Genomic DNA, 23,571 nt, shown 5'->3' with positions numbered 1-23,571 from the left:
AAAAAGCGCCACCCCAAGGGGTGGCGCTGCTGTGTAACGGGTTGGTGCTTAGCTGCCGGCCACGGTCATGCGCTCGATCAGCACCGAACCGGTGCGGATATTGCTGCGCAGTTCCAAGTCGTTACCCACGGCAATGATCTGCTTGAACATGTCACGCATATTGCCGGCGATGGTCACTTCCTGGACGGCAAACTGGATTTCGCCATTTTCCACCCAGAACCCCGCCGCGCCCCGGGAATAATCGCCGGTGACCATGTTCAAGCCATGGCCCATCAGTTCGGTCACCAGCAAGCCACGGCCCATGCGCCGCAGCAACGCCGCCTGGTCTTCGTCGCCATGGGTCACGAACAGGTTGTGGACGCCACCGGAGTTCGCAGTACTGGGCAACCCCAGCTTGCGCCCGGCGTAGGTCCCGAGCACGTAGGACACCAACTCACCGCTCTCGACAAACGGCTTGGCGTAGGTCGCCAGGCCATCGCCATCGAACGCCGAGCTGCCCATGGCCCGCATCAGGTGCGGGCGCTCATCCAGGGTCAGCCACTCGGGAAACAGCTTCTGGCCCAGCGCGCCTTCAAGAAACGACGACTTGCGGTACAGGTTGCCCCCGGAAATCGCGCCCAGGAAGCTGCCGAACAGGCCACCTGCCAACTCTGCCGAAAACAGCACCGGCACTTCACATGTAGGCACCGGGCGTGCGCCCAAGCGACTCGCTGCCCGTTGCGCGGCGCGCTGGCCAATGCTCGCGGGGTCCGCCAGCAACTCACCCTGGCGACTTACGTCGTACCAGTAGTCACGCTGCATCTGGCCATCGGCCTCGGCGATCATCACGCAGCTCAGGCTATGACGCGTCGACGCATAACCACCGATAAACCCGTGGCTGTTGCCATACACCCGGCAACCCTGGTGGGTGCTCAAGGTGGTGCCATCGGCATTCTTGATCCGGCTATCGGTATCAAACGCTGCGGCTTCGCAGGCCAGGGCCTTTTCGATGGCCTGCTCGGGGGTGATATCCCAGGCGTGATACAGGTCGAAATCCTTCAGGTCCCGCGCCATCAAGGCGGCATCGGCCAAGCCCGACGCCTCGTCTTCGGAGGTGTGCTTGGCAATCGCCAACGCGGCGGCGACGGTTTCACGAATCGCTTCCGGGCCGCTGGCCGAAGTACTGGCCGAACCTTTGCGCTGCCCCACATACAAGGTGATGCCAAAGCCCTGGTCGCGGTTGAATTCAACGGTTTCCACTTCCCGTTGGCGTACCGAAGTCGACAGGCCCTGCTCCAGCGACACCGCCACTTCACAGGCACTGGCGCCCTGGCGCTTGGCCTCGGCAATGATCTGCTCAACTTGTTCCTGCAGTGCCGGTAATGCTTGTGGACCGACGCTTTGGGCTGCACTCATGGTTTTCTCCACTCAAATTCTGCTTTCGGTTAAGGCCATCGAGCGACCGGGCCGGACAAGCGGCCCCCGACTGGTTATCATGGCGGCGTTTCTTTGCGGACTGCCACCATGGTTGATTCTTACGACGACTCCCTCGATGGGGAGAAAAGCAAAACCCAGGTCAAACGCGAGCTGCATGCTCTGGTTGATCTCGGCGAGCGCCTTACAACACTCAAGCCGGACTTGATTGCCAAGCTGCCATTGACCGACGAAATGCGTCGGGCCCTGGCGGATGCACCCAAGCACACCGCGAATATCGCGCGTAAACGGCACATCATGTTTATCGGCAAGCTGATGCGCGACCAGGACACTGACGCCATTCTGACCTTGCTCGACCAACTCGATGCCTCTACTCGCCAGTACAACGAACGTTTCCATAACCTGGAACGTTGGCGCGACCGCCTGATCGGCGGTGACGACGCTGTATTGGAGAAGTTCGTCCTGGATTATCCGGATGCCGACCGCCAGCAACTGCGTTCCCTGATCCGTCAGGCCCAGCACGAACTGGCACAGAACAAGGCGCCGGCGACCAGCCGTAAAATCTTCAAGTACATCCGTGAGCTGGACGAGACTCAACGCGGCCTGCGCTGATCCTCTTCCCCGGGTGGCGGTCTTCGCCACCCGAAGCTCCACGCCTTACGACCCCGTGCCACCCACGGTGATCGCATCAATTTTCAGGGTTGGCTGGCCGACACCGACCGGCACCGACTGCCCATCCTTGCCACACATCCCCACGCCGCTGTCCAGCGCCAGGTCGTTACCGACCATCGACACTTTGCTCATGGCTTCCGGGCCATTGCCAATCAGGGTTGCGCCCTTGACCGGCGCGGTGATCTTGCCGTCCTCGATCAAATAGGCTTCGCTGGTGGAGAACACGAACTTGCCGCTGGTGATATCCACCTGGCCGCCACCCAGATTGGCGCAATAGATCCCACGCTTGACCGAGGCAATGATCTCTTCCGGGTCGCTTTCACCCGCCAGCATGTAGGTATTGGTCATGCGCGGCATCGGCAAATGCGCGTAGGACTCACGTCGACCGTTGCCGGTACGCGCCACGCCCATCAGGCGCGCGTTGAGCTTGTCTTGCATATAACCCTTGAGCACGCCGTTTTCGATCAGCGTGGTGCACTCGGTGGGTGTGCCTTCGTCATCGACACTCAGCGAGCCACGACGACCGGCCAATGTACCGTCATCGACGATGGTGCAGAGTTTGGAGGCGACCATTTCGCCCATGCGCCCGCTGTAGGCGGAGCTGCCCTTGCGGTTGAAGTCGCCTTCCAGGCCATGGCCCACGGCTTCGTGAAGCAACACGCCAGACCAGCCGGAACCAAGCACCACCGGCAACGTACCCGCCGGCGCCGGAATGGCTTCCAGGTTGACCAGCGCCTGGCGCAACGCCTCGCGGGCATAGCCCATGGCGCGGTCTTCGCTGAGGAAGTAGCGATAATCCGTACGCCCGCCGCCGCCATGGCCGCCGCGCTCGCGACGACCGTTCTGCTCGACGATCACACTGACATTGAAACGCACCAGCGGCCGCACATCCGCCGCCAGGCTGCCATCGGTGGACGCCACCAGGATGCGCTCCCAGACGCCGGCCATGCTCACGCTCACTTGCTGGATACGCGGGTCGAGGGCACGGGTTGCTGCATCCACACGCTTGAGCAACTCGACCTTTTCGGCACGGGTCATGACTTCCAGTGGGTTGTCCGGGCCGTACAACTGGGTCACGTCCTGGGTGCTGAACGCCTGCACGGTGCCGTTCTGCCCGGCCCGGGAAATCGAGCGGGCTGCGCGGGCAGCCAGGCCCAATGCTTCCAGGGTGATGGCGTTGCTGTAGGCAAAACCGGTCTTCTCACCGGACTGCGCACGCACGCCAACCCCTTGGTCGAGGTTGAAGCTGCCGTCCTTGACGATCCCGTCTTCCAGGGACCATGACTCGGAGATCTGCCCCTGGAAATACAGGTCGGCAGCATCGATGCCCGGCCCGGCCAGGTCGCCCAGTACGGTTTGCAGACTTTCGATGGTCACGCCACCGGGCGCCAGGAGGTGTTCACTGACTGAGGACAACAACTCGCTCATAGGTTCGGCCTTAAATTCATCGTTCTGAAGCAGGTCGCTGTGCGCCCTGCGAGAAAAAGCGCCGGTGGCCTGCCACCGGCATGCGCGCCCGTATCGACGCTTGTTCGTTGCTATCGCGTTCGGCCAACAACACCGCCTCGCCTTGATCCTGTTGCGCCAGCACGCGCCCCCACGGGTCGATAATCGCCCCGTGGCCATAGGTTTCCCGAGGCCCCGGATGCACCCCACCCTGGGCGGCGGCCAGCAGATAACACTGGGTTTCGATGGCCCGCGCACGGATCAACACATCCCAGTGCGCAGCCCCGGTTACCGCCGTAAAGGCCGAGGGTGCGGTAATCAATTCAGCCCCCGCAGCACGCAATTCGCTGTACAACTCCGGGAAGCGCAAGTCATAGCAAACCGTCAGCCCCAGGCGCCCGACCGGCGTATCGGCCACCACCACCTGGTTGCCGTAAGCATAGTCGTCGGATTCACGATACCGCCCACGCGCGTCAGCCACGTCCACATCGAACAAATGCAGCTTGTCGTAGCGGGCGACGATTTTTCCCTGCGCGTCGATCAACAGCGAGCAGGCGTTGGACTTGGCGTCGGGTTGACCCAGTGGGGGCAACGGCAATGTGCCGGCCACTATCCATAAGTTGAGGTCACGGGCGGCCAGTTTCAACCAGGGCAGGATCGGTCCCTCGCCCAAGGCTTCGGCACGGCCAAGCTCAGCCACGTCGCGACGGCCCATGGCGGCGAAGTTCTCCGGCAATACCGCAAGCTGCGCACCACCTGCCGCAGCCTGTTCCAGCAAGCGCCGGGCCTGGGCCAGGTTGGCCAGGACATCGCTCTGGCTGACCATCTGGATTACCGCAAAGGACATGGGCCCACACTCCATAAAAAGCATGGGGCCATGCTACTCCACAGGCGCTTATTGTGGTTTTTCAAATGGCTTGTCGAAGGTGATTTTTGGATCTTTCCATGGCCCTTCCACCTTGTACTGAACACTGGCGAAACGCGAGACCCGATCGCCAATCAGCTTGTCGATCAGGAACAGGGCGCCACCAATGGCCGGCGCGCCCACGATCAACGCAGCAATTGGCAGGTTGTTGGTCACAGGCAGTGTCACCAGCAACTTGGCATCGATACGATCGGCCACCAGATCCAGGGTGCCGTTGATCTCCAGATTGCTCGACGGCCCTGTCAGGGTAATCGGCTCACGGGTCACAAACACACCGTTACTGGCGACCAGCAAGCCCTTGACCCGGTCATAGCTCAGGCCCTTGCCGAGCAAGTCCGAGAAGTCCAGGCGCAAGCGCCGGCCAATCGAGTTGAAGTTCAGCAAGCCGAACACCCGCAACGCCTGGGCCCCACCTTCCACCTCGACAAACTGGCCCTTGCGGAACGACGCATCCAGGCTGCCGGAGAAACGCTTGGGACCGACCCAGGCCGGCGAACCCGGCCAACGCCCGTCCACGTCCAGATGGAAACTCTCGCTGGTCACGGTCGGCGCAAAGCCCCAGCCCTTGAGCACATCGGCGATGTTCTTGCCGTCCAGGCGTCCCTTGTACCAACTGCTGGTGGCACCCGGCGCACCTTCCCAGCCACCGGCCCCCTTGAGCTGCATGCCCTTGAGGCCCAGGTCGAGGTTGTTGAAGGCCATGCCCTTGGCTGTCGGGCGAACCTTCAATGACCAGGCACCGATCAAGTCTGGCCCCTGGAACAACTGGCCAATCGCGATATCCAGCGCTGGAATGTCCTTGGGGTCAATATCGGCCAGGGGATCAGGTGCATTTTCATCGGCCTGTACCGTCGGATCGACCGCAGGCAGCTTCACGTATTGCAGGTTGATGGCAATCGGAGCGCCCTTCGCATCCGGCAGGCCAACAGTGCCCTTGGCTTGCTGACTGTCGAACTGCAGGCCCCAGGCGGCGGGCTTGCGATCCAATTGCAGGTTGACCTGGTCGAAGCGAGTACCAAACCCCGTCAGCTTGCCGATCTTGAAATCAGCACTGCTCAACAGTTGCTTGGCGTTGCCACCGGGATCATTGCCGGCATAACGGTCCACCAGTTTCTTCCAGGGATCGATATCCAGCTCCGACAGCACACCACGAATCCGTAGCCCCTTGCCACCCGGCAGCAAGGCATCGCCATCACCGAGGAACAGCTCGCCACGGCCCTGGGCAAAGTTGTCTGCGGGCGCGGCGAAGGTAAAGTTCGCCAGTTCACCGTAGTCAAACCAGTAACGCCGCTCCTTACCCTGCAAGGTCATGCGGAACACGCTGTCACGCCCCTGGCTGGCGGGCATGCCAAACGGTGCCGGCAAATCTACCGCCACGCCCTTGAGGTTAGAGCTGACCATCAGTTGGCTATCCGCACCATCCAGGTCGAGCTGCAACTGATACGGGATGTCCCCGGATACCGGCAGCGGCTGGCTGACTTTCAACCAGTCGGTGAGCCGCTTGACCGTCACCTGGCCCTTGGCCGTGACCCGCGTGCTGAGATTGCCCGGCTTGCCGCCAGCAGCAATCTGCGCCGTGATCGGTCGGTCGAAGGCTTGGGCGCTGATGTTCTGCCCACTCAGGCCCTTGGCGCTGTCGAAGCGGAACTCGCCTTTGAGCTGGTTCAGATCCAGGGTAGGTTCGGCCAGTTGCAGGCGTGCCTTGTCGGTCTTGAAATCCACCACGATGTTCGGCTCGGTACCCTTGGCCAGGGGAATATCCAGGTTCAGCGAACCTTGCAGGTCACCCTCGCCTTTCCATCCGGCAAACGTCGATGCCGTGCCGATGGGCGCTTCCAGGAGGATCTTCAGGCCATCGCCCAACCCGCCGGCAAACCCACCCGTGAGCAGCAGGTGGCTGTCATGCCCAGGCAGTGCGTGGGGAATATTGACGTAGATGTCCTTGACCTTGGTGTCGAGCAATTGCCCCTTGCTGGCCAGGATGCGCACGCCGGTTTCTTCGACAAACACTTCACCGACGACCTTGCTGACATGGGGCCAGCCGGGCTGGAATGCCAGTTCGGCGTCGTGCACCTTGAAGAACAGGCTGATATTGCGCGCGGCCGTGACCGCATCATGGTTCAGCGAGCCTTGATACTGGAAGAAACCTTCATCGACCGCCCCCTTGAGAATGGCCGTACTCAGCCATTCATCCAGGGCCGGGCTGAGGACCGCTGGCAGATACTTGGGGGTAAAACGCCCATCACCGTCGACCATGCCGACCCGCAGGTCCATGTAGTCTTCCTGGCTATGATCAAAATGCAGGCGAATCAGGAAATCCGCCGCGATCTTGCCCTCTTCGCCCAGCACCTTGATGTACGGCGCAATCAAGGTGAAACCTTGCTTATCCAGCTTCCAGGTCAGGCGGGCATTGGCCTGGATGTATTGCCAAGGCTTGTCGAAAATCGGGAACAGATGCAAGGCAAAGTCCTTGCTGTCCATGCGTAGCTCGCCCTGGCCCAGGTCACCGCTGATACTGCCGGACACATTGCGCGCCGCTGGCGCACCGAAATAGGCGTCAAAACCCACGCGGTCAAGGTTGGCGGCAAAGCTGACACGCTGGTCGCCCGTCTCCTGGGGACGATAATCCACCCGCACATTGCGCAGCATGCCTGTGGCCTTCAGCGCCTCGACGGTCTTGGCAAAACCTTCCGGCAGCGGCGCCAGGGCATTGAGCAATGGGGTGATGGGCGTCAGGTTCAGGCGGTCAGCCTGCAAGTTCCAGATTTCCTGGGCCTTGTCGGTGGCCAGGGTTTGCTGCAATTGCAGGTGCGACTCCCAACGAGTCTCCCCCAGGTTCATGGCCAACGAATCGAAGACAACCTTCAGGCCGCTGTCACTGCGTTGCAGGTAAGCCGTCAAGGCCAGGTTCTGGATGCTTGCAGGCTTGCGCTGGGCGTAGCTGACTTTTACCTGCGGTGCATTGAGCCGGGCGGCGGCGCTTTGCAACGTGCCGTTGGCCCAGGTCAGCCAGAACTCGCCGCCGGCTTTCAGTTCGCTGAGTTTCCAATCACGCGTCAACTTTGCCGGAACCCACTGCGCCCAGTTGCTCTGGGGCAGGCTCAGGTATGCCTGGACTTCACCGTCCTGCCACTGGCTGGCACGGATCCGCGTACGCAGGCTAAGGGCCAGCGGCTGCCCATCGGGCAGGGTCAGGCGGGCGTCGAGGCGCTGGCGAGTCGCGCCGGTTTGCAGGCTCAAACCCACATAGGTCAAGGTCAGCGGCGCCTGCTCGAACGGCTGCAAGGTCACCTGGCTGTCCAGCAGCGAAACCTTCGCCACGGCCTGCATGCGCTTGAGCAGTTGCTCCGGGTCCAGGGGCTGGTCGTCCTGCACCGGCAGGCCTTGCAGTGCCCACTGGCCGTCCTTGTCTTCCTTGACGCTGACCTGCAAACCGCTGACTTCCAAGTGGGCAATACGCACATCCCACGCCAGCAGGCTGGCCCAGACGTCAGGTACCACTTGCACCTGGTCCAGGCGCAAGGCACTGCTGCCCTCGCCGACCATCACATCATGGGCCAACAATACCGGGGCAAAGCCGCTCCAGCGCCCTTCCAGGCTACCAATACTCAGCGGCATATCGACCGCCGCCTGTGCCTTGGCCTCGATTTCGGCGTGATACTCCGCGACCAGCGGCGTCAATTCACGGCCCAGGCTGACGTAGACCGCCGCCAGCACCAACAGCAGTGCACACAGGCCAAGGCCCCAACGGGTCAGTGCGGCAAAAAAGCGTTTCAGACGCTCCATGTCAGGCGACCCTCAAGGTAATAGTCGGACGGCAGATCAAGGTCTGGCGGTCTCGTTGAAAAGGACTGATGCCGATCAGAGCAGCACCACGTCGTATTGTTCCTGGGAATACATGGTTTCGACCTGGAAACGGATGGTGCGGCCAATAAAACCCTCCAACTCCGCAACGTTGCCCGACTCTTCGTCGAGCAAGCGGTCAACCACCTTCTGGTTGGCCAGGACTCTATAACCCTCTGCCTGGTAAGCGCGTGCCTCCCGTAGGATTTCCCGGAAAATCTCGTAGCAAACCGTTTCCGGGGTCTTCAATTTACCGCGCCCCTGGCAGCTGCTGCACGGCTCGCACAGCACCTGCTCAAGGCTTTCGCGGGTACGCTTGCGGGTCATCTGCACCAATCCCAACTCGGTAATACCGATGATGTTGGTCTTGGCGTGATCGCGCTCCAGTTGTTTTTCAAGGGTGCGCAATACCTGGCGCTGGTGCTCTTCATCTTCCATGTCGATGAAGTCGATGATGATGATCCCGCCCAGGTTGCGCAGGCGCAGTTGGCGAGCGATGGCGGTGGCAGCTTCGAGGTTGGTCTTGAAGATGGTTTCTTCAAGGTTGCGATGGCCGACAAAGGCGCCGGTGTTGACGTCGATGGTACTCATGGCTTCCGCCGGGTCCACCACCAGGTAGCCACCGGACTTGAGCGGCACCTTGCGCTCCAGGGCCTTCTGGATTTCGTCCTCGACGCCATACAGGTCGAAGATCGGTCGCTCGCCAGGGTAGTGCTCCAGGCGGTCGGCGATTTCCGGCATCAGTTCGGCAACGAATTGCGTGGTGCGCTGGAAGGTTTCCCGCGAGTCGATGCGAATTTTCTCGATCTTGGGGCTGACCAGGTCGCGCAGGGTGCGCAGGGCCAGGCCCAGGTCTTCATAGATGACGCTCGGCGCCCCGATCGTCTTGATCTGGGCCTCAATCTGGTCCCACAGACGACGCAGGTAGCGGATATCCATGAGGATTTCATCGGCACCTGCGCCCTCAGCGGCCGTGCGCAGAATAAACCCGCCCGCTTCCTTGATGCCTTCGGCCGCCACGCAATCGCTGACGACCTTTTTCAGGCGCTCACGCTCACCTTCGTCTTCGATTTTCAGGGAAATGCCGACGTGGGCAGTACGTGGCATGTACACCAGGTAGCGCGAAGGAATCGACAGTTGCGTGGTCAGGCGCGCGCCCTTGGAGCCAATCGGGTCCTTGGTGACTTGCACCACCAAGCTCTGCCCTTCGTGTACCAGGGCGCTGATGCTCTCGACCGCAGGGCCTTCGCGCAGGGAAATTTCCGAGGCATGGATAAACGCCGCACGGTCCAGGCCGATATCGACAAAGGCCGCCTGCATGCCCGGCAATACCCGCACGACCTTGCCTTTATAGATGTTGCCGACAATCCCGCGCTTCTGGGTGCGCTCGACATGCACTTCCTGCAAGACACCGTTTTCTACCACCGCCACGCGCGATTCCATCGGCGTGATATTGATCAGAATCTCTTCACTCATGGCTGGGTCTCGTTCAGGCGTTTTCACAATAGTGGCCGATCGCTTAAAGGTGGCGCTGGAGTAAAGCGTTCAGCGCGCGCAAAGGTGTTGCCAACAGGGTATGCCGAAATGGCCCAGCAGTTCTGCTGTTTCGCAGACTGGCAGGCCGACGACCGCGGAGTAGCTACCATTGAGCCCGGCGACAAACACCGCTGCCAGCCCCTGGATAGCATAGCCGCCCGCCTTGTCCTGGGGCTCACCGCTGTGCCAGTAAGTCGTGGCGTCTTGTGTTGAAACCTTGCGAAAGCGCACGCGGCTGCTGACCAGGCGCGTTTCGCAGCGCTGGCCATCGAGCACGGCAATGGCGGTAAGAACTTCGTGTTCACGATCAGAAAGGGCCAACAGCATGGCCAAGGCATCGGCCTGGTCCAGGGGCTTGCCAAGGATCCGGCCATCGAGGATGACGGCAGTATCGGCCCCCAACACGCAGGCATTTGTGGTATCGGCCAATGTCGCCAGGCCAGCGGCGGCTTTGCCACGGGCCAGGCGCTCGACGTAGGACGCAGGCGATTCATCGCCCAGGGGCGTTTCATCAATGGCGGCGTTGACCACCGTGAACGGCACGCCGATCTGGGTCAGCAGTTCACGCCGCCGAGGAGAGCCGGAGGCCAGATAAAGTGCATGCATTGCAGACTCTCCCTGTGGGTTCGATAACCAGGCAGAGCCTCGCACCCCACTCAATTGATTTTATAGCGACGACACAAACCACGCAGGCCAAAGCTGATCCATGGCCACAACAGCGCACTGACCAGGGCCGGCAAGACCAGCGCCAGGGTTGGCTGGCGGTTGCCCGTCAAGGCACTGAGCCACAGTTGCACCAACTGGGCCAGGCCGAAGATCACCAGGATCACAAGGCTCTGCTGCCACATCGGAAACATGCGCAAGCGTTGCTGCAACGACAGCACCAGAAAGGTAATCAGGGTGAGGATCAACGCGTTCTGGCCCAGCAACGTGCCATACATGACGTCTTCGGCCAGCCCCAGGCACATGGCCGTGACCATCCCGACCTTGTGCGGCAAAGCCAGCGACCAGAAGGCCAGCAGCAATGCGAGCCACAGCGGGCGCAGGATTTCCATGAACTGCGGCATCGGCGAGACGCTGAGCAGCATGCCGATGGCGAAGGTCAGCCAGACTATCCAGCCATTGCGCGAATGAGTACCGGCCATTATTGCGCCCTCTGTCGGGTGGTTGCCGGCGCAGCCGCAGGTGCCGCTGGTGTCGTTGCCGCGGGTTTCACAGGGCGAGCAGGCTGGGCTGGCGTCGCCACAGCGGGCGCGGTGGTTGCAGGCGGTGTCGTAACGGTTGCGGCTGGCGCTGCAGGCTTGGGTACGGTTGCCGGAATAGTCGGCGTCGTGCTGCCTTCTTGCCGGTCCTGCGCTTCCTGGGCCTGGGCGGCTTCGTTGGCGCGCTCTTCCGGCGTGCGCGTGTCACTGAACACCAGCAACAGGTAGCGGCTGCGGTTCAGCGCTGCCGTCGGCACCGCGCGGACAATCGCAAAGGGCTGGCCGGAATCGTGGATCACTTCCTTGACCGTCGCCACGGGGTAGCCTGCCGGGAACCGCTGGCCAAGGCCGGAACTGACCAGCAGGTCACCTTCCTTGATGTCGGCGGTGTCCGCCACATGCCGCAGTTCCAGGCGCTCCGGGTTGCCCGTGCCGCTGGCAATCGCCCGCAGGCCGTTGCGGTTGACCTGCACCGGAATGCTATGGGTAGTGTCGGTCAGCAGCAGCACGCGGGAGGTATAGGGCATCAACTCCACCACCTGCCCCATCAGGCCACGGGCATCGAGCACCGGCTGGCCAAGGACCACGCCATCGCGCTCGCCCTTGTTGATGATGATGCGGTGGGTGAAGGGGTTGGGATCCATGCCGATCAACTCGGCCACTTCGACCTTTTCGTTGACCAGCGCGGAAGAGTTGAGCAACTCGCGCAGCCGAACGTTCTGCTCGGTCAGGGCCGCCAGCTTTTGCATGCGCCCCTGCAACAGCAGGTTTTCGGTCTTGAGTTTTTCGTTCTCGGCCACCAGTTCGGTACGGCTGCCAAATTGGCTGGCCACACCTTGCCATAGCCGTTGTGGCAGGTCAGTGATCCAGTAGGACTGCATCAATACCAGCGACATCTGGCTACGCACTGGCTTGAGCAGTGTGAAGCGGGCATCGACCACCATCAGCGCGACCGATAGCACGACCAGCACCAACAAGCGCACGCCCAATGAGGGGCCTTTAGTGAAGAGCGGTTTAATAGGCCGCTCCTCCCGGGCAGATATTCTCTTTATTCATACGGCATCAAACCGGCCTGGATGCAGATTGAAGAAGATAAACGCCAACAGGCAGCACTGCAAAGTGCTGCCTGTTGGCGAAACATGGCGCAACCAACGATCTTATTCGCTGGAGAGCAGGTCCATGGTGTGTTTATCCATCATTTCCAGTGCACGACCACCGCCACGAGCCACACAGGTCAGCGGGTCTTCGGCGACGATCACCGGCAGACCGGTTTCCTGGGCCAGCAACTTGTCGAGGTCGCGCAGCAAGGCGCCACCACCGGTCAGTACCAGGCCACGCTCGGCGATATCGGAAGCCAGTTCCGGCGGCGATTGCTCCAGGGCGCTCTTTACAGCCTGAACGATGGTGGCCAGGGACTCTTGCAGAGCTTCCAGCACTTCATTGGAGTTCAGGGTAAAGGCACGTGGCACGCCTTCGGCCAGGTTGCGACCGCGCACATCGACTTCGCGCACTTCGCCACCCGGGTAAGCGGTGCCGATTTCCTGCTTGATGCGCTCGGCGGTGGATTCGCCGATCAGGCTGCCGTAGTTACGACGCACATACGTGATGATCGCTTCGTCGAAGCGGTCGCCGCCTACGCGTACGGACTCGGCATACACCACACCATTGAGGGAAATCAGGGCGATCTCGGTGGTACCACCACCGATATCCACCACCATCGAACCGCGCGCCTCTTCAACCGGCAGGCCGGCACCGATCGCAGCAGCCATTGGCTCCTCGATCAGGAACACTTCACGAGCACCGGCGCCAAGGGCCGATTCACGGATGGCACGACGCTCCACCTGGGTGGACTTGCATGGCACGCAGATCAGCACACGAGGGCTGGGCTGCAGGAAACTGTTTTCGTGAACCTTGTTGATGAAGTACTGCAGCATCTTCTCGCAGACGCTGAAGTCGGCGATCACACCGTCTTTCATCGGACGAATGGCGGCAATGTTGCCAGGTGTACGGCCAAGCATACGCTTGGCCTCGGTGCCCACGGCAACGACACTTTTCTGATTACCATGGGTCCGAATGGCCACAACCGATGGCTCATTCAGGACGATACCGCGCTCGCGCACGTAAATAAGGGTGTTGGCAGTGCCCAGGTCAATGGAAAGATCGCTGGAAAACATGCCACGCAGTTTCTTGAACATGGGAAAGGGACCCTAGGCAACGCGTGGGTAAAAAAGTGCGGCAAACTCTAACAACGACAGGGATTTTGGGCAAGGCGCCAATGTGCTAAATTGACCGACTTTCTGTGCACCTAACCCCACAATCGCGGCCATATGACCGTAGAAATGCGGTAGTGTTCCGACAATCTAACACACGGATAGCTTCCGTTCTGTTTTCCACTGGAGAATCCCATGGCGCTTGAACGCTCCGACGTGGAAAAAATCGCTCATCTGGCCTGCCTGGGCCTCAATGAAGCCGATCTTCCACAGACCACCGCAGCCCTGAACAGCATTCTCGGGCTGGTCGACCAAATGCAGGCCGTCAATACAGACGGCATCGAGCCCCTGGCTCACCCACTGGAAGCCAGCCAGCGCCTGCGCGCAGACGTCGTGACCGAGCGCAATCACCGCGAGGCCTACCAGTCCATCGCACCAGCGGTCGAAAACGGCCTGTACCTGGTTCCGAAAGTCATCGACTAAAGGGAAAGAGCCTGCAATGCATCAAATGACTCTGGCCGAGATCGCCCGCGGTCTCGCCGACAAAAAGTTTTCTTCCGAAGAGCTGACCCAGACCCTGCTGGCACGTATCGCCGCACTGGATCCGAAGGTCAACAGCTTCATCAGCCTCACCGAGGAGCTGGCCCTGGGCCAGGCCAAGGCCGCCGACGCCCGTCGCGCCAACGGTGAAAGCGGCGCGCTGCTGGGTGCGCCAATCGGTCACAAGGACCTGTTCTGCACCCAGGGCATCCGTACCAGTTGCGGCTCGAAGATGCTCGACAACTTCAAGGCACCCTACGACGCAACCGTGGTCGCCAAGCTGGCCGAAGCCGGGGCTGTGACCCTGGGCAAGACCAACATGGACGAATTCGCCATGGGCTCGGCCAACGAATCGAGCTACTACGGCGCGGTGAAAAACCCGTGGAACCTGGAACACGTGCCTGGCGGTTCGTCCGGTGGTTCGGCCGCAGCCGTTGCTGCGCGCTTCCTGCCGGCCGCCACGGCCACCGATACCGGCGGCTCGATCCGCCAGCCTGCGGCATTCACCAACCTCACCGGTTTGAAACCGACCTACGGTCGCGTTTCCCGCTGGGGCATGATTGCCTACGCGTCCAGCCTCGACCAAGGCGGCCCTCTGGCTCGCACTGCCGAAGACTGCGCAATATTGTTACAAGGCATGGCTGGGTTCGATACAAAGGACTCCACCAGCATCGATGAGCCAGTGCCAGACTACAGCGCCAGCCTCAATACCTCGCTCAAAGGCCTGCGTATCGGCGTGCCGAAAGAGTACTTCAGCGCCGGTCTCGACCCGCGTATCGCCGAACTGGTGCACAACAGCATCAAGGAGCTGGAAAAGCTTGGCGCGGTGATCAAGGAAATCAGCCTGCCGAACAACCAGCACGCGATTGCGGCTTATTACGTGATCGCCCCGGCTGAAGCCTCGTCCAACCTGTCGCGTTTCGACGGCGTGCGTTTCGGCTACCGCTGCGAAGACCCGAAAGACCTCACCGACCTGTACAAGCGCTCCCGTGGCGAAGGTTTCGGCGTGGAAGTACAGCGCCGGATCATGGTCGGGGCCTACGCCCTGTCGGCTGGCTACTACGATGCCTACTACCTCAAGGCGCAGAAAATCCGGCGCCTGATCAAGAACGACTTCATGGCGGCCTTTAATGAAGTCGACGTGATCATCGGCCCGACCACGCCGAACCCGGCCTGGAAAATCGGTGCCAAGACCGGCGACCCGATCGCCGAGTACCTGGAAGACCTGTACACCATCACCGCCAACCTCGCGGGCTTGCCGGGCCTGTCCATGCCTGCCGGTTTCGTCGACGGGCTACCGGTGGGCGTACAGTTGCTCGCCCCGTATTTCCAGGAAGGCCGCTTGCTCAATGTGGCGCACCAGTACCAGTTGAACACTGACTGGCACACTCGCACCCCAACCGGCTTCTGAGGAGAACACTATGCAATGGGAAGTTGTGATCGGGCTGGAGATTCATACCCAGCTCGCCACCCAATCGAAGATTTTCTCCGGTAGCGCCACCACGTTCGGCTCTGAGCCCAACACCCAGGCCAGCCTGGTAGACCTGGGCATGCCTGGCGTATTGCCAGTGCTGAACCAGGAAGCGGTGCGCATGGCGGTGATGTTCGGCCTGGCGATTGACGCCGAGATCGGCCAGCACAACGTGTTCGCGCGCAAGAACTACTTCTACCCGGACCTGCCCAAGGGCTACCAGATCAGCCAGATGGAATTGCCGATTGTCGGCAAGGGCTACCTGGACATCCCGTTGGAAGACGGCACAATCAAACGTGTCGGCGTGACCCGTGCGCACCTGGAAGAAGATGCCGGCAAGAGCCTGCATGAAGAATTCAACGGCGCCAGCGGCATCGACCTGAACCGCGCCGGTACGCCGCTGCTGGAAATCGTATCCGAGCCGGACATGCGCAGCGCCAAGGAAGCCGTGGCCTACGTCAAGACGATCCATGCGCTGGTGCGTTACCTGGGTATCTGCGACGGCAACATGGCCGAAGGCTCCCTGCGTTGCGACTGCAACGTGTCGGTGCGGCCAAAAGGCCAGGTTGAGTACGGCACCCGCTGCGAGATCAAGAACGTCAACTCGTTCCGCTTCATCGAGAAGGCGATCAACACCGAAGTACGTCGCCAGATCGAATTGATCGAAGACGGCGGCAAGGTGATCCAGCAGACCCGCCTGTACGACCCGAACAAAGACGAAACCCGCGCCATGCGCAGCAAGGAGGAAGCCAACGACTACCGTTACTTCCCCGATCCGGACCTGTTGCCGGTGGTCATCGAGGACTCGTTCCTCAATGACGTGCGCGCCACCCTGCCGGAATTGCCACCGCAAAAACGCGAGCGCTTCCAGGCGCAGTTCGGTCTTTCGGTGTACGACGCCAGCGTCCTGGCTTCGAGCCGCGAGCAAGCGGACTACTTCGAAAAAGTCGTGAGCATTGCCGGCGACGCCAAACTGGCGGCCAACTGGGTCATGGTCGAGTTGGGCAGCCTGTTGAACAAGCAGGGCCTGGAAATCGACGAAGCACCGGTCTCGGCCGAGCAGTTGGGCGGCATGTTGCTGCGCATCAAGGACAACACCATCTCCGGCAAAATCGCCAAGACCGTGTTTGAAGCCATGGCCAGCGGTGAAGGCAGTGCCGACGAGATCATCGAGAAGCGCGGTCTCAAGCAAGTCACCGACAGCGGCGCCATCTCGGCCGTTCTTGATGAAATGCTCGCAGCCAACGCCGAGCAGGTCGAGCAGTACCGCGCGGCAGATGAAGCCAAGCGCGGCAAGATGTTCGGCTTCTTTGTGGGCCAGGCAATGAAAGCCTCCAAAGGCAAGGCCAACCCGCAACAGGTGAACGAATTGCTCAAGAGCAAGCTCGAAGGCTGATAACGGTTGCCGCCCTGTAGGAACCGGCTTCTGTAGGAGCTGGCTTGCCTGCGATAGCATCACCTCGGTGCATCTGAAACACCGAGGCGCCCGCATCGCAGGCAAGCCAGCTCCTACAGGGGTCGGTCCCCACATCAATTTTGGGGACACCTTGAAAATGAAGCGTCTACTCGGCCTCTGCGCCCTGCTCTCCCTGCTCACCGGCTGCGCCAGCGGCATGATCGACCCCAACGGCTACGACGAAACCGGCACCGCGTCCTACTACGGCGCCAAGCACCACGGCAAGAAAACCGCCAGCGGTGAACCCTTCAACCAACACGCCCTGACCGCCGCTCACCGGCGCCTGCCGTTCGGCACGCGGGTCAAGGTCACCAATCTTGCCAACGATAAATCCGTGGTGGTGCGCATCAATGATCGCGGCCCGCACATCCGTGGCCGGTTGATCGATCTTTCACGCCAGGCCGCCGAGCAGTTGGGTATGCTGCGCAGCGGCACCGCGCGCGTGCGCGTGCAAGCCCTGAACAACTGACTGACGGAGCCCCGACCATTTTCGGATTAAGCGCCCTCTCGCCCATGAGCCTGATTGAACTGATCAGCGGCCTGCTGCTGCTGATTGCCGGTGCCGAAATGCTGGTGCGCGCCGCCGTGCGCCTGGCCGCCAGCCTCAAGGTCAGGCCGCTGATCATAGGCTTGAGCATCGTCGCCTTTGGCAGCAGCGCGCCACAAATCGCCGTCAGCCTGCAAGCCACCCTCGCCGGTAACACCGATATTGCGGTGGGCAGTGTGATTGGCAGCAGCATCTTCAATATCCTCGTGACGCTTGGCCTCTCGGCGCTGATCATTCCCCTTCGCGTCTCGCGGCAACTGGTGCGCCTGGATATCCCGGTGATGATCGGCGCCAGCATGCTGCTGTTTATTCTCGCCAGTGATGAAGCACTGACACCGCTCGACGGCCTGACCTTGCTTGCCGCCCTGCTCGCCTACCTGGGCCTATTGCTGTACCAGACCCGCCATTCGCGCCGCCCGCGGACCCGCGACACGGTGGTACAGGCGCCGTGGCTGAGCAGTTTGCTGTGGATGATCGGCGGGCTCGTGCTGTTGGTGTTCGCCGGGCATCTGGTGCTGGGCGCGGCGGTGGAAGTGGCCAGCGACCTGGGCCTGTCCGAGCGGGTGATCGGCCTGACCATCGTTGCCGTCAGCACGTCCCTGCCGTGCCTCGCAACCTCACTGATCGCCGCCCTGCGCGGCGAACGGGAGATTGCGGTGGGAAACGTGATCGGCAGCAACCTGTTCAACCTGTTGGGAGTGCTGGGTTTTACCGCACTGGTGGCGCCGTTGCCCTTGTCGGTGTCGCCCAACGCCCTGGATTTCGATTTGCCGGTGATGCTCGGCGTCGTGGTGTTGTGCCTGCCGGTGTTTTACACCGGCTACCGCATCACCCGCGCCGAAGGCTTGCTGCTGCTGGGGTTGTACCTGGCTTATGGGCTGCACGTAGTGTCATTCACCACGGGCATGCCGCTGGCCAACAAACTTGAACAATTGATGCTGTATTACGTCCTGCCAGCGCTGGTGGCGTTCCTGTTATTCACCTCGCTGCGAGCCTGGCGCCGTCAACACAAGAGGGAGTCGCAATGACTGATCAAGCGAAATCCGGCGTTGAAATGCGCCGCCAGGTAATGGGCGATGCGTTTGTCGATCGCGCACTGGACAATGCCACCGAGTTCACCCAGCCGTTGCAGGACTTCGTCAACGAACATGCCTGGGGTGGAGTGTGGAACCGTGAAGGCCTGCCGCTGAAGACTCGCAGCCTGATTACCCTCGCGGCGCTGACCGCCTTGAAGTGCCCGCAGGAACTCAAGGGCCATGTACGCGGTGCGCTGAACAATGGCTGTACTGTTGAAGAAATTCGCGAGGCGCTGCTGCATTGCGCGGTGTATGCCGGCGTGCCAGCGGCGATTGATGCGTTTCGGGCGGCGCAGGAAGTGATCGACAGTTATCAGCAAAACCCTTTGTAGGAGCGAGCTTGTCTCCTACACCCAGCCACCCGCCTGCAACACAAAGATTCCGATATTGGTGGTCACCGCCGCCATCAAGGTGGTGATCACAATAATCGCCGCAGCCAGTTCATGGTTACCCTGGGCCGCACGGGCCATGACGAAACTGGCAGCGGCCGTCGGCGCGCCAAAATACAGGAACAGAATCCCCAACTCCGGCCCCCGGAAGCCATACAACCAAGCCCCGAGCGTTGCCACGACCGGCAAGCCAATCATCTTCACCAGGCTGGCGCTCAGCGCCATGTTGCCGCTTTGACGCAATGCAGCCAGTGACAGAGTGCCACCAATGCAGATCAGGGCCAGGGGCAGCGTCATGTCCGCCAGGTACCTCCCGGAGGTTTCCAGCCAGTTGGGCAAACCAATCTGGAAATAGGCAAACGGTGTGGCAGCAATCACGCTGAGAATCAACGGATTGGCCAGTACGCTCTTGCAGATGCTCCACGGGTCAGACTTGATCACTGGGCTGTAGACCGCCAGCACAATGGTCGACAGTGTGTTGTAGAACAGGATCACCAACCCCGCGAGGATCGCCCCGAGGGAGATCCCGTAGTCCCCATACATGCTGGCCGCCAGTGCCAGGCCGATCACCCCGTTATTGCCGCGAAATGCCCCTTGGGCATAGATGCCCCGATCCTCACGCGGGCAACGAACGATCGCCCAGCCCCAGGCCAGCGCAAAGCCGACCACCGTGGCCAAGGAGAAATAGATCAGCAGTTCTGGCTTGAGCGCCGAATGCAGGTCGGCGTGCAGAATCCCCAGAAATAGCAACGCAGGCATGGTGACATTGAACACCAGGGACGATGCAGTATGGATAAAGTTGTCGTTGATCCAGTTGATGCGTTTGAGCAATACCCCCAAAAACAACATGGCGAACACCGGTGCAGTGATGCTCAAGGTTTTCAGGAAAATTGCCAGCATGGAAGGTAACCCTTGATACAAATAGTCGAAGAAGCACCATGATAAAACAGGACCGGCACCCTGTGGCATGGGTTTATTCATACTCCAATAGATAATTCCACTGAGTCAACCGCCGCTCGATTCTTGAAAACCCTCTGAACAAGTAACAATCAGCTCCTTGCTAGACACAAACACTCCGACAAAAATCAGTATTAATTCTGACAACCTCATCAGCTTAAGCTTACCCCCTCCGCTTAACTTCCCCGATACAAATAAACCCAGCAAACAGCAGAAAAGCAACTAACAGGTCAGATGAAATTAGACGGAGGCTAAAAATGCGCAAAACAATCAATCAGTTTCACAACGTCCACCTCAGGACCTGGGACTCAACTGACATAGAGGGTTACACCAGACTACTCAGTGATCCAGAAACGATGAAATACATATCCGCTGGAACCATTCGTGACCGTCATGCTGCTACCAAGGAGATCTACACATTTCAACAGGAAATCGCCGACAGGGGCTGGTCACGCTGGGCCGTCAGCCTCGGTGCCAACGCACCTTTTATCGGTTATAGCGGTTTTTCGGAACAGGAGTATGGCATCAACTTCGGCGCACGCTACCTCAATGAGTACTGGGGAACACCTTATCCCATGACAGCTAATTGCTTGGCGCTTGAACATGGTTTCAAAAAACTCAATTTTGAAAAAATCTACCTAAGAGTAAATATCAACCATAAACACGCACTCAACAACATCACCACATTCTTGCAACAGAAAAAGCCAACCGGAACAATAGTAAATACTCCCTTTGGTCCACATCTCAAAATAATCGTCACCCATAAAAAATTCATGGAGGTCTTCCCCCACAACATTGCCAGGGTCAACCGTATTCTGGAGCGCAACAAAAGGTCCTCACCGCCGGGATCCATTGATAGTAATTCTCTCCAATCTTTTGGAGCATAACCAATTGCCAAACCATCACGTAAAAACAGACCCCATGGATGGTGTGGCCGGACTGTGCACCCACCACATCTGGGAAGGCCCCGCGCTGCCCCGCTACGCCTACTTGCCGATTGGGTGTCTGATTGCAGCGATACGGCTACTGACTTTACTTGTTTTGAGCGTATTGGCATGGCCGCTACCGCAGGCGGCCAAACGGATTATTTACTGCACGTTGTTATTTGTCATGGGCATCAAAATCACCTGCAATCTATCAACGCTGGCGGTCAAGAACCTCACCGATGGTCGGGTGGTCGCCCTTAACCATTTGAGTGTTTGCGACTACCTTCCACTACTGGCGATGCCGTCAGCAATCGGCACAATGTTTGATGTCTCCCACCCGTTGGTCAAAGCGATGTTTTTCCTATTGTCAAAATGCTCCGGAAAATGCTTCTGGAATGTAAATGACAAGCGAGAACTCGCTAAAAACCTACATGCTTTTCGCAACACCCCCCAAGGCACAGCGCTATATGTCGCCCCGGAAGCCACTATTAACAATGGCCTTGGGCTCTACACTTTTCGCCCCAGCCTACTGAACCGCGGGTTTGCCGTAGTTCCTCTGGCAATGCGCCTCAGACTGCCGCTAGGCCTGACCGCGGCCCCATGGACCCGCAAGGATAAACATGACTACCGCAAAGCAAGTTTGGGGCTCCATCCATGAACAGCACTGGCGATATCCACGTAATCTTTGATTTTGATAAAACCTTGATTGATCACGAAAGCACAATCGAGATCATCAAATCAGCCATCGGCGACAGCAGCAAGGCACGAGATCAATTGGAACAGTTGACGCTCATCGCCCCCAAGGCACTGGCAGGTACGGCCAGCCCGTGGGAACTATTGAGTTTGATGAAAGTAATTCCACGTATACAACGCAGCCACCTCACACACTATATCGAAGCTACCGTGAACAGCATCGACCCGACATTGCGCGAAACATTGCAGCAACTACAACAAGACGGCGTGCAGTTACATATTCTTTCCGGAGGTTATATGGAGTGGATTGTCCCCATCGTTCGCACCCTGGGTATTGCCCCACGAAACGTACTCGCCAACCGGCTGTTCTGGCTCGGGTCACGAGCGCTATGCCCCCGCCCATCACCGCTGATCAACCCCAGCAGTGGCAAAAGCAAAATTACCCGAAAGTGGCGCGAAAGTGGTTGGCTGAAAGGCCGCACACTCATCGTCGGCGACGCTACCTCTGACTATCAGGTCTACACCAATGGTTGGGCGGATGGTTTTGTATGTGCCGATTACTACGTCAAGCAACCCTTGCCACAACTGGTAGGCCAAGTGCGTCGAGCAACCTGCCCAGGCAGTGTTTACCCTCATATTCAGGCGCTGCTGGGTTCACTGCCTTAACCCACTGCCACACAACCGGCAAGCGAACTCCCCACAAACTACGTAATAGGAGCGGGATTGAACAACGTGATGTCGTTGTAAAGCTTATGCTGCTCGGCCCAGGTCAGTTTTTTACCGCTGGCGACATCCAGATAGAAGTGGAACAACTCCCACCCCAACTCTTCGATGGTCGCACGCCCAGTGGCGATCCGCCCGGCATCGATATCGATCAGGTCCGGCCAGCGCTGCGCCAGTTCCGTACGGGTTGATACCTTCACCACCGGCGCCATTGCCAGCCCATAGGGCGTGCCGCGACCGGTGGTGAACACATGCAGGTTCATCCCCGCCGCCAGTTGCAAGGTGCCGCAGACAAAATCGCTGGCCGGTGTCGCGCAGAAGATCAGGCCTTTGCCCTTGAACCGTTCGCCAGGCCCAAGCACGCCATTGATCGCACTGCTACCGGATTTGACGATGGAGCCCAGGGACTTCTCGACAATGTTCGACAACCCGCCCTTCTTGTTGCCCGGCGTGGTGTTGGCGCTGCGGTCGGCCTCGCCCTTGGCCAGGTAGCGGTCGTACCAGTCCATTTCCCGCACCAGTTCCCGGGCAACATCCTGGTTTTCAGCGCGGGAGGTCAGCAGGTAAATGGCGTCGCGCACTTCGGTGACTTCGGAAAACATCACCGTCGCCCCCGCCCGCAACAACAAGTCCGAGGCGTAACCCAGCGCCGGGTTAGCCGTAATCCCGGAAAAAGCGTCACTGCCGCCACATTGCATACCGAGGATCAGCTCCGACGCCGGTACGGTTTCGCGGCGGCGCAGGTCGAGTTTCTTCAGACGGGTTTCAGCCAGCTCCATGATCTGCTCGATCATTTCGGTGAAGCCATGGCTTGCGTCCTGCAGGCGATACAACCACGGCTCACTGAGGTCCACCGAGCTGTCGTTGTCGTGCATCACCTGCCCGGCCTGCAGTTTCTCGCAGCCCAGGCTGATCACCAGCGCTTCGCCACCCAGGTTCGGGTTGCGCGCCAGATTACGCACGGTGCGGATCGGGATATAGGCATCGGTGGCGGTAATGGCCACGCCACAACCGTAGCTGTGGGTCAGGGCCACCACGTCATCGACATGCGGGTACTTGGGCAGCAACTCGTCCTTGATGCGCTTGACCGCGTGGTCTAGCACGCCAGTCACGCACTGCACGGTGGTGGTGATGCCGAGAATATTGCGCGTGCCCACGGTGCCATCCGCGTTGCGATAGCCTTCGAAGGTAAAACCTTCCAATGGCGCCTGGGCCTCGGGCACTTCGGTGGACAGCGGCAAGCTGTCCAGCGGCGGTGCCGTTGGCATACGCAACTGATCTTCCTGGACCCAACTGCCTCGCGGTATCGGCTGCAAGGCGTAACCGATGGTCTGGCCATAGCGAATAATCTGACCGCCTTCGGGGATATCTTCCAGGGTCACCTTGTGGCTCTGGGGAATGAACTCCACGGTCACCAAGCCGTCCGGGAACTCGGTCCCGGCCGGCACGCCCTGGTCATTGACCACAATCACTACGTTGTCGCGCTCGTGCAAACGAATGGAGCGCGGCGAGTCGGCATGTTCAATCAACTGCATCGCACGGCCCC

Annotated in this window: 21 protein-coding genes; 10 read left to right on the top strand and 11 right to left on the bottom strand. The window is 60.0% G+C overall.

Translation table 11 applies throughout. From position 1 onward, the window contains the following. Nucleotides 1-48 precede the first annotated feature (48 nt). Nucleotides 49-1,395 carry a metalloprotease PmbA gene (pmbA, locus tag KL786_RS00795; protein ID WP_215516406.1) on the bottom strand — a complete coding sequence of 449 codons (1,347 nt, stop codon included), beginning with the start codon at nucleotides 1,393-1,395 and terminating at the stop codon, nucleotides 49-51. A 108-nt stretch (nucleotides 1,396-1,503) separates the two neighbouring features. Here pmbA and yjgA point away from each other — a divergent pair, with 108 nt between their 5' ends. Then, nucleotides 1,504-2,025, top strand: a complete 522-nt coding sequence (yjgA, locus tag KL786_RS00790; protein WP_029291815.1) for a ribosome biogenesis factor YjgA — start codon at nucleotides 1,504-1,506, stop codon at nucleotides 2,023-2,025. A gap of 45 nt (nucleotides 2,026-2,070) precedes the next feature. Here the strand turns inward: yjgA and tldD are convergent, their stop codons facing one another. The 8 genes from tldD to mreB form a co-directional block, all read right to left on the bottom strand. Beyond that, entirely contained in the window at nucleotides 2,071-3,513 is a 1,443-nt protein-coding gene (tldD, locus tag KL786_RS00785) for a metalloprotease TldD (RefSeq protein WP_215516405.1), read from the bottom strand. A 16-nt stretch (nucleotides 3,514-3,529) separates the two neighbouring features. Beyond that, a complete protein-coding gene (locus tag KL786_RS00780) occupies nucleotides 3,530-4,378 on the bottom strand; it encodes a carbon-nitrogen hydrolase family protein (protein WP_215516404.1) in 849 nt (282 codons plus the stop codon). Nucleotides 4,379-4,426: 48 nt separating this feature from the next. Further along, nucleotides 4,427-8,242 carry a YhdP family protein gene (locus KL786_RS00775; RefSeq protein ID WP_215516403.1) on the bottom strand — a complete coding sequence of 1,272 codons (3,816 nt, stop codon included), beginning with the start codon at nucleotides 8,240-8,242 and terminating at the stop codon, nucleotides 4,427-4,429. Nucleotides 8,243-8,317: 75 nt separating this feature from the next. Next, a complete protein-coding gene (rng, locus tag KL786_RS00770) occupies nucleotides 8,318-9,775 on the bottom strand; it encodes a ribonuclease G (protein WP_215516402.1) in 1,458 nt (485 codons plus the stop codon). A 69-nt stretch (nucleotides 9,776-9,844) separates the two neighbouring features. Then, nucleotides 9,845-10,441 (bottom strand): Maf family protein, encoded by a 597-nt coding sequence (locus KL786_RS00765; RefSeq protein WP_215516401.1) that lies wholly within the window; start codon nucleotides 10,439-10,441, stop codon nucleotides 9,845-9,847. 50 nt (nucleotides 10,442-10,491) lie between these two features. After that, nucleotides 10,492-10,980 carry a rod shape-determining protein MreD gene (gene mreD, locus KL786_RS00760; protein WP_032860100.1) on the bottom strand — a complete coding sequence of 163 codons (489 nt, stop codon included), beginning with the start codon at nucleotides 10,978-10,980 and terminating at the stop codon, nucleotides 10,492-10,494. Then, nucleotides 10,980-12,056 (bottom strand): rod shape-determining protein MreC, encoded by a 1,077-nt coding sequence (mreC, locus tag KL786_RS00755; protein ID WP_215516614.1) that lies wholly within the window; start codon nucleotides 12,054-12,056, stop codon nucleotides 10,980-10,982. Before mreC ends, mreD begins: the two co-directional genes overlap by 1 nt. 138 nt (nucleotides 12,057-12,194) lie before the next feature. After that, complete coding sequence (mreB, locus tag KL786_RS00750) at nucleotides 12,195-13,232, bottom strand: rod shape-determining protein MreB (RefSeq protein WP_002555108.1); 1,038 nt, start codon at nucleotides 13,230-13,232, stop codon at nucleotides 12,195-12,197. Between the two features lie 210 nt (nucleotides 13,233-13,442). Here mreB and gatC point away from each other — a divergent pair, with 210 nt between their 5' ends. From gatC to KL786_RS00720, 6 genes are all read left to right on the top strand, one after another. Next, on the top strand, nucleotides 13,443-13,730 hold the full coding sequence (gene gatC / locus KL786_RS00745) for an Asp-tRNA(Asn)/Glu-tRNA(Gln) amidotransferase subunit GatC (protein ID WP_032860102.1): 288 nt from the start codon (nucleotides 13,443-13,445) through the stop codon (nucleotides 13,728-13,730). A gap of 16 nt (nucleotides 13,731-13,746) precedes the next feature. After that, entirely contained in the window at nucleotides 13,747-15,198 is a 1,452-nt protein-coding gene (gene gatA, locus KL786_RS00740) for an Asp-tRNA(Asn)/Glu-tRNA(Gln) amidotransferase subunit GatA (RefSeq protein ID WP_215516400.1), read from the top strand. A 10-nt stretch (nucleotides 15,199-15,208) separates the two neighbouring features. Continuing rightward, the gene (gatB, locus tag KL786_RS00735) at nucleotides 15,209-16,654 is read left to right on the top strand and encodes an Asp-tRNA(Asn)/Glu-tRNA(Gln) amidotransferase subunit GatB (protein WP_215516399.1); all 1,446 of its coding nucleotides are present in this window, start codon (nucleotides 15,209-15,211) and stop codon (nucleotides 16,652-16,654) included. Nucleotides 16,655-16,811: 157 nt separating this feature from the next. Continuing rightward, on the top strand, nucleotides 16,812-17,183 hold the full coding sequence (locus tag KL786_RS00730; RefSeq protein ID WP_154842901.1) for a septal ring lytic transglycosylase RlpA family protein: 372 nt from the start codon (nucleotides 16,812-16,814) through the stop codon (nucleotides 17,181-17,183). 44 nt (nucleotides 17,184-17,227) lie between these two features. Further along, entirely contained in the window at nucleotides 17,228-18,289 is a 1,062-nt protein-coding gene (locus KL786_RS00725) for a calcium/sodium antiporter (RefSeq protein ID WP_215516398.1), read from the top strand. Continuing rightward, entirely contained in the window at nucleotides 18,286-18,669 is a 384-nt protein-coding gene (locus tag KL786_RS00720) for a carboxymuconolactone decarboxylase family protein (RefSeq protein ID WP_215516397.1), read from the top strand. The genes KL786_RS00725 and KL786_RS00720 overlap by 4 nt, the downstream gene beginning before the upstream one ends. A gap of 15 nt (nucleotides 18,670-18,684) precedes the next feature. Here KL786_RS00720 and KL786_RS00715 read toward each other — a convergent pair whose 3' ends face one another. Then, nucleotides 18,685-19,626: an AEC family transporter gene (locus tag KL786_RS00715; protein WP_215516396.1), complete on the bottom strand. Its 942-nt coding sequence runs from the start codon at nucleotides 19,624-19,626 to the stop codon at nucleotides 18,685-18,687. A 314-nt stretch (nucleotides 19,627-19,940) separates the two neighbouring features. On the opposite strand from KL786_RS00715, the gene KL786_RS00710 reads away from it, so the two are divergent. Genes KL786_RS00710 through KL786_RS00700 form a run of 3 tightly spaced genes read left to right on the top strand, consistent with a single transcriptional unit; the run spans nucleotide 19,941 to nucleotide 21,968 of the window. Beyond that, nucleotides 19,941-20,570 (top strand): GNAT family N-acetyltransferase, encoded by a 630-nt coding sequence (locus KL786_RS00710; RefSeq protein ID WP_215516395.1) that lies wholly within the window; start codon nucleotides 19,941-19,943, stop codon nucleotides 20,568-20,570. A gap of 4 nt (nucleotides 20,571-20,574) precedes the next feature. Next, entirely contained in the window at nucleotides 20,575-21,267 is a 693-nt protein-coding gene (locus tag KL786_RS00705) for a lysophospholipid acyltransferase family protein (RefSeq protein ID WP_215516394.1), read from the top strand. After that, complete coding sequence (locus KL786_RS00700) at nucleotides 21,264-21,968, top strand: HAD-IB family phosphatase (protein ID WP_215516393.1); 705 nt, start codon at nucleotides 21,264-21,266, stop codon at nucleotides 21,966-21,968. Before KL786_RS00705 ends, KL786_RS00700 begins: the two co-directional genes overlap by 4 nt. Nucleotides 21,969-22,006: 38 nt before the next feature. Here KL786_RS00700 and garD read toward each other — a convergent pair whose 3' ends face one another. Further along, a complete protein-coding gene (gene garD / locus KL786_RS00695) occupies nucleotides 22,007-23,560 on the bottom strand; it encodes a galactarate dehydratase (protein WP_215516392.1) in 1,554 nt (517 codons plus the stop codon). Nucleotides 23,561-23,571 lie beyond the last annotated feature (11 nt).

The organism is Pseudomonas sp. TAE6080 (assembly GCF_018732265.1).
Taxonomy (GTDB): domain Bacteria; phylum Pseudomonadota; class Gammaproteobacteria; order Pseudomonadales; family Pseudomonadaceae; genus Aquipseudomonas; species Aquipseudomonas brenneri.
The sequence above is the reverse complement of the archived record's forward strand: the minus strand, read 5'-3'. Positions and strand labels throughout refer to the sequence as shown.

What these genes read in the sequence shown, in the direction of transcription:
- pmbA (WP_215516406.1), bottom strand. Translation starts at nt 1,395, where the DNA reads ATGAGTGCAGCCCAAAGCGTCGGTCCACAAGCATTACCGGCACTGCAG.
- yjgA (WP_029291815.1), top strand. Translation starts at nt 1,504, where the DNA reads ATGGTTGATTCTTACGACGACTCCCTCGATGGGGAGAAAAGCAAAACC.
- tldD (WP_215516405.1), bottom strand. Translation starts at nt 3,513, where the DNA reads ATGAGCGAGTTGTTGTCCTCAGTCAGTGAACACCTCCTGGCGCCCGGT.
- KL786_RS00780 (WP_215516404.1), bottom strand. Translation starts at nt 4,378, where the DNA reads ATGTCCTTTGCGGTAATCCAGATGGTCAGCCAGAGCGATGTCCTGGCC.
- KL786_RS00775 (WP_215516403.1), bottom strand. Translation starts at nt 8,242, where the DNA reads ATGGAGCGTCTGAAACGCTTTTTTGCCGCACTGACCCGTTGGGGCCTT.
- rng (WP_215516402.1), bottom strand. Translation starts at nt 9,775, where the DNA reads ATGAGTGAAGAGATTCTGATCAATATCACGCCGATGGAATCGCGCGTG.
- KL786_RS00765 (WP_215516401.1), bottom strand. Translation starts at nt 10,441, where the DNA reads ATGCATGCACTTTATCTGGCCTCCGGCTCTCCTCGGCGGCGTGAACTG.
- mreD (WP_032860100.1), bottom strand. Translation starts at nt 10,980, where the DNA reads ATGGCCGGTACTCATTCGCGCAATGGCTGGATAGTCTGGCTGACCTTC.
- mreB (WP_002555108.1), bottom strand. Translation starts at nt 13,232, where the DNA reads ATGTTCAAGAAACTGCGTGGCATGTTTTCCAGCGATCTTTCCATTGAC.
- gatC (WP_032860102.1), top strand. Translation starts at nt 13,443, where the DNA reads ATGGCGCTTGAACGCTCCGACGTGGAAAAAATCGCTCATCTGGCCTGC.
- gatA (WP_215516400.1), top strand. Translation starts at nt 13,747, where the DNA reads ATGCATCAAATGACTCTGGCCGAGATCGCCCGCGGTCTCGCCGACAAA.
- gatB (WP_215516399.1), top strand. Translation starts at nt 15,209, where the DNA reads ATGCAATGGGAAGTTGTGATCGGGCTGGAGATTCATACCCAGCTCGCC.
- KL786_RS00730 (WP_154842901.1), top strand. Translation starts at nt 16,812, where the DNA reads ATGAAGCGTCTACTCGGCCTCTGCGCCCTGCTCTCCCTGCTCACCGGC.
- KL786_RS00725 (WP_215516398.1), top strand. Translation starts at nt 17,228, where the DNA reads ATGAGCCTGATTGAACTGATCAGCGGCCTGCTGCTGCTGATTGCCGGT.
- KL786_RS00720 (WP_215516397.1), top strand. Translation starts at nt 18,286, where the DNA reads ATGACTGATCAAGCGAAATCCGGCGTTGAAATGCGCCGCCAGGTAATG.
- KL786_RS00715 (WP_215516396.1), bottom strand. Translation starts at nt 19,626, where the DNA reads ATGCTGGCAATTTTCCTGAAAACCTTGAGCATCACTGCACCGGTGTTC.
- KL786_RS00710 (WP_215516395.1), top strand. Translation starts at nt 19,941, where the DNA reads ATGCGCAAAACAATCAATCAGTTTCACAACGTCCACCTCAGGACCTGG.
- KL786_RS00700 (WP_215516393.1), top strand. Translation starts at nt 21,264, where the DNA reads ATGAACAGCACTGGCGATATCCACGTAATCTTTGATTTTGATAAAACC.
- garD (WP_215516392.1), bottom strand. Translation starts at nt 23,560, where the DNA reads ATGCAGTTGATTGAACATGCCGACTCGCCGCGCTCCATTCGTTTGCAC.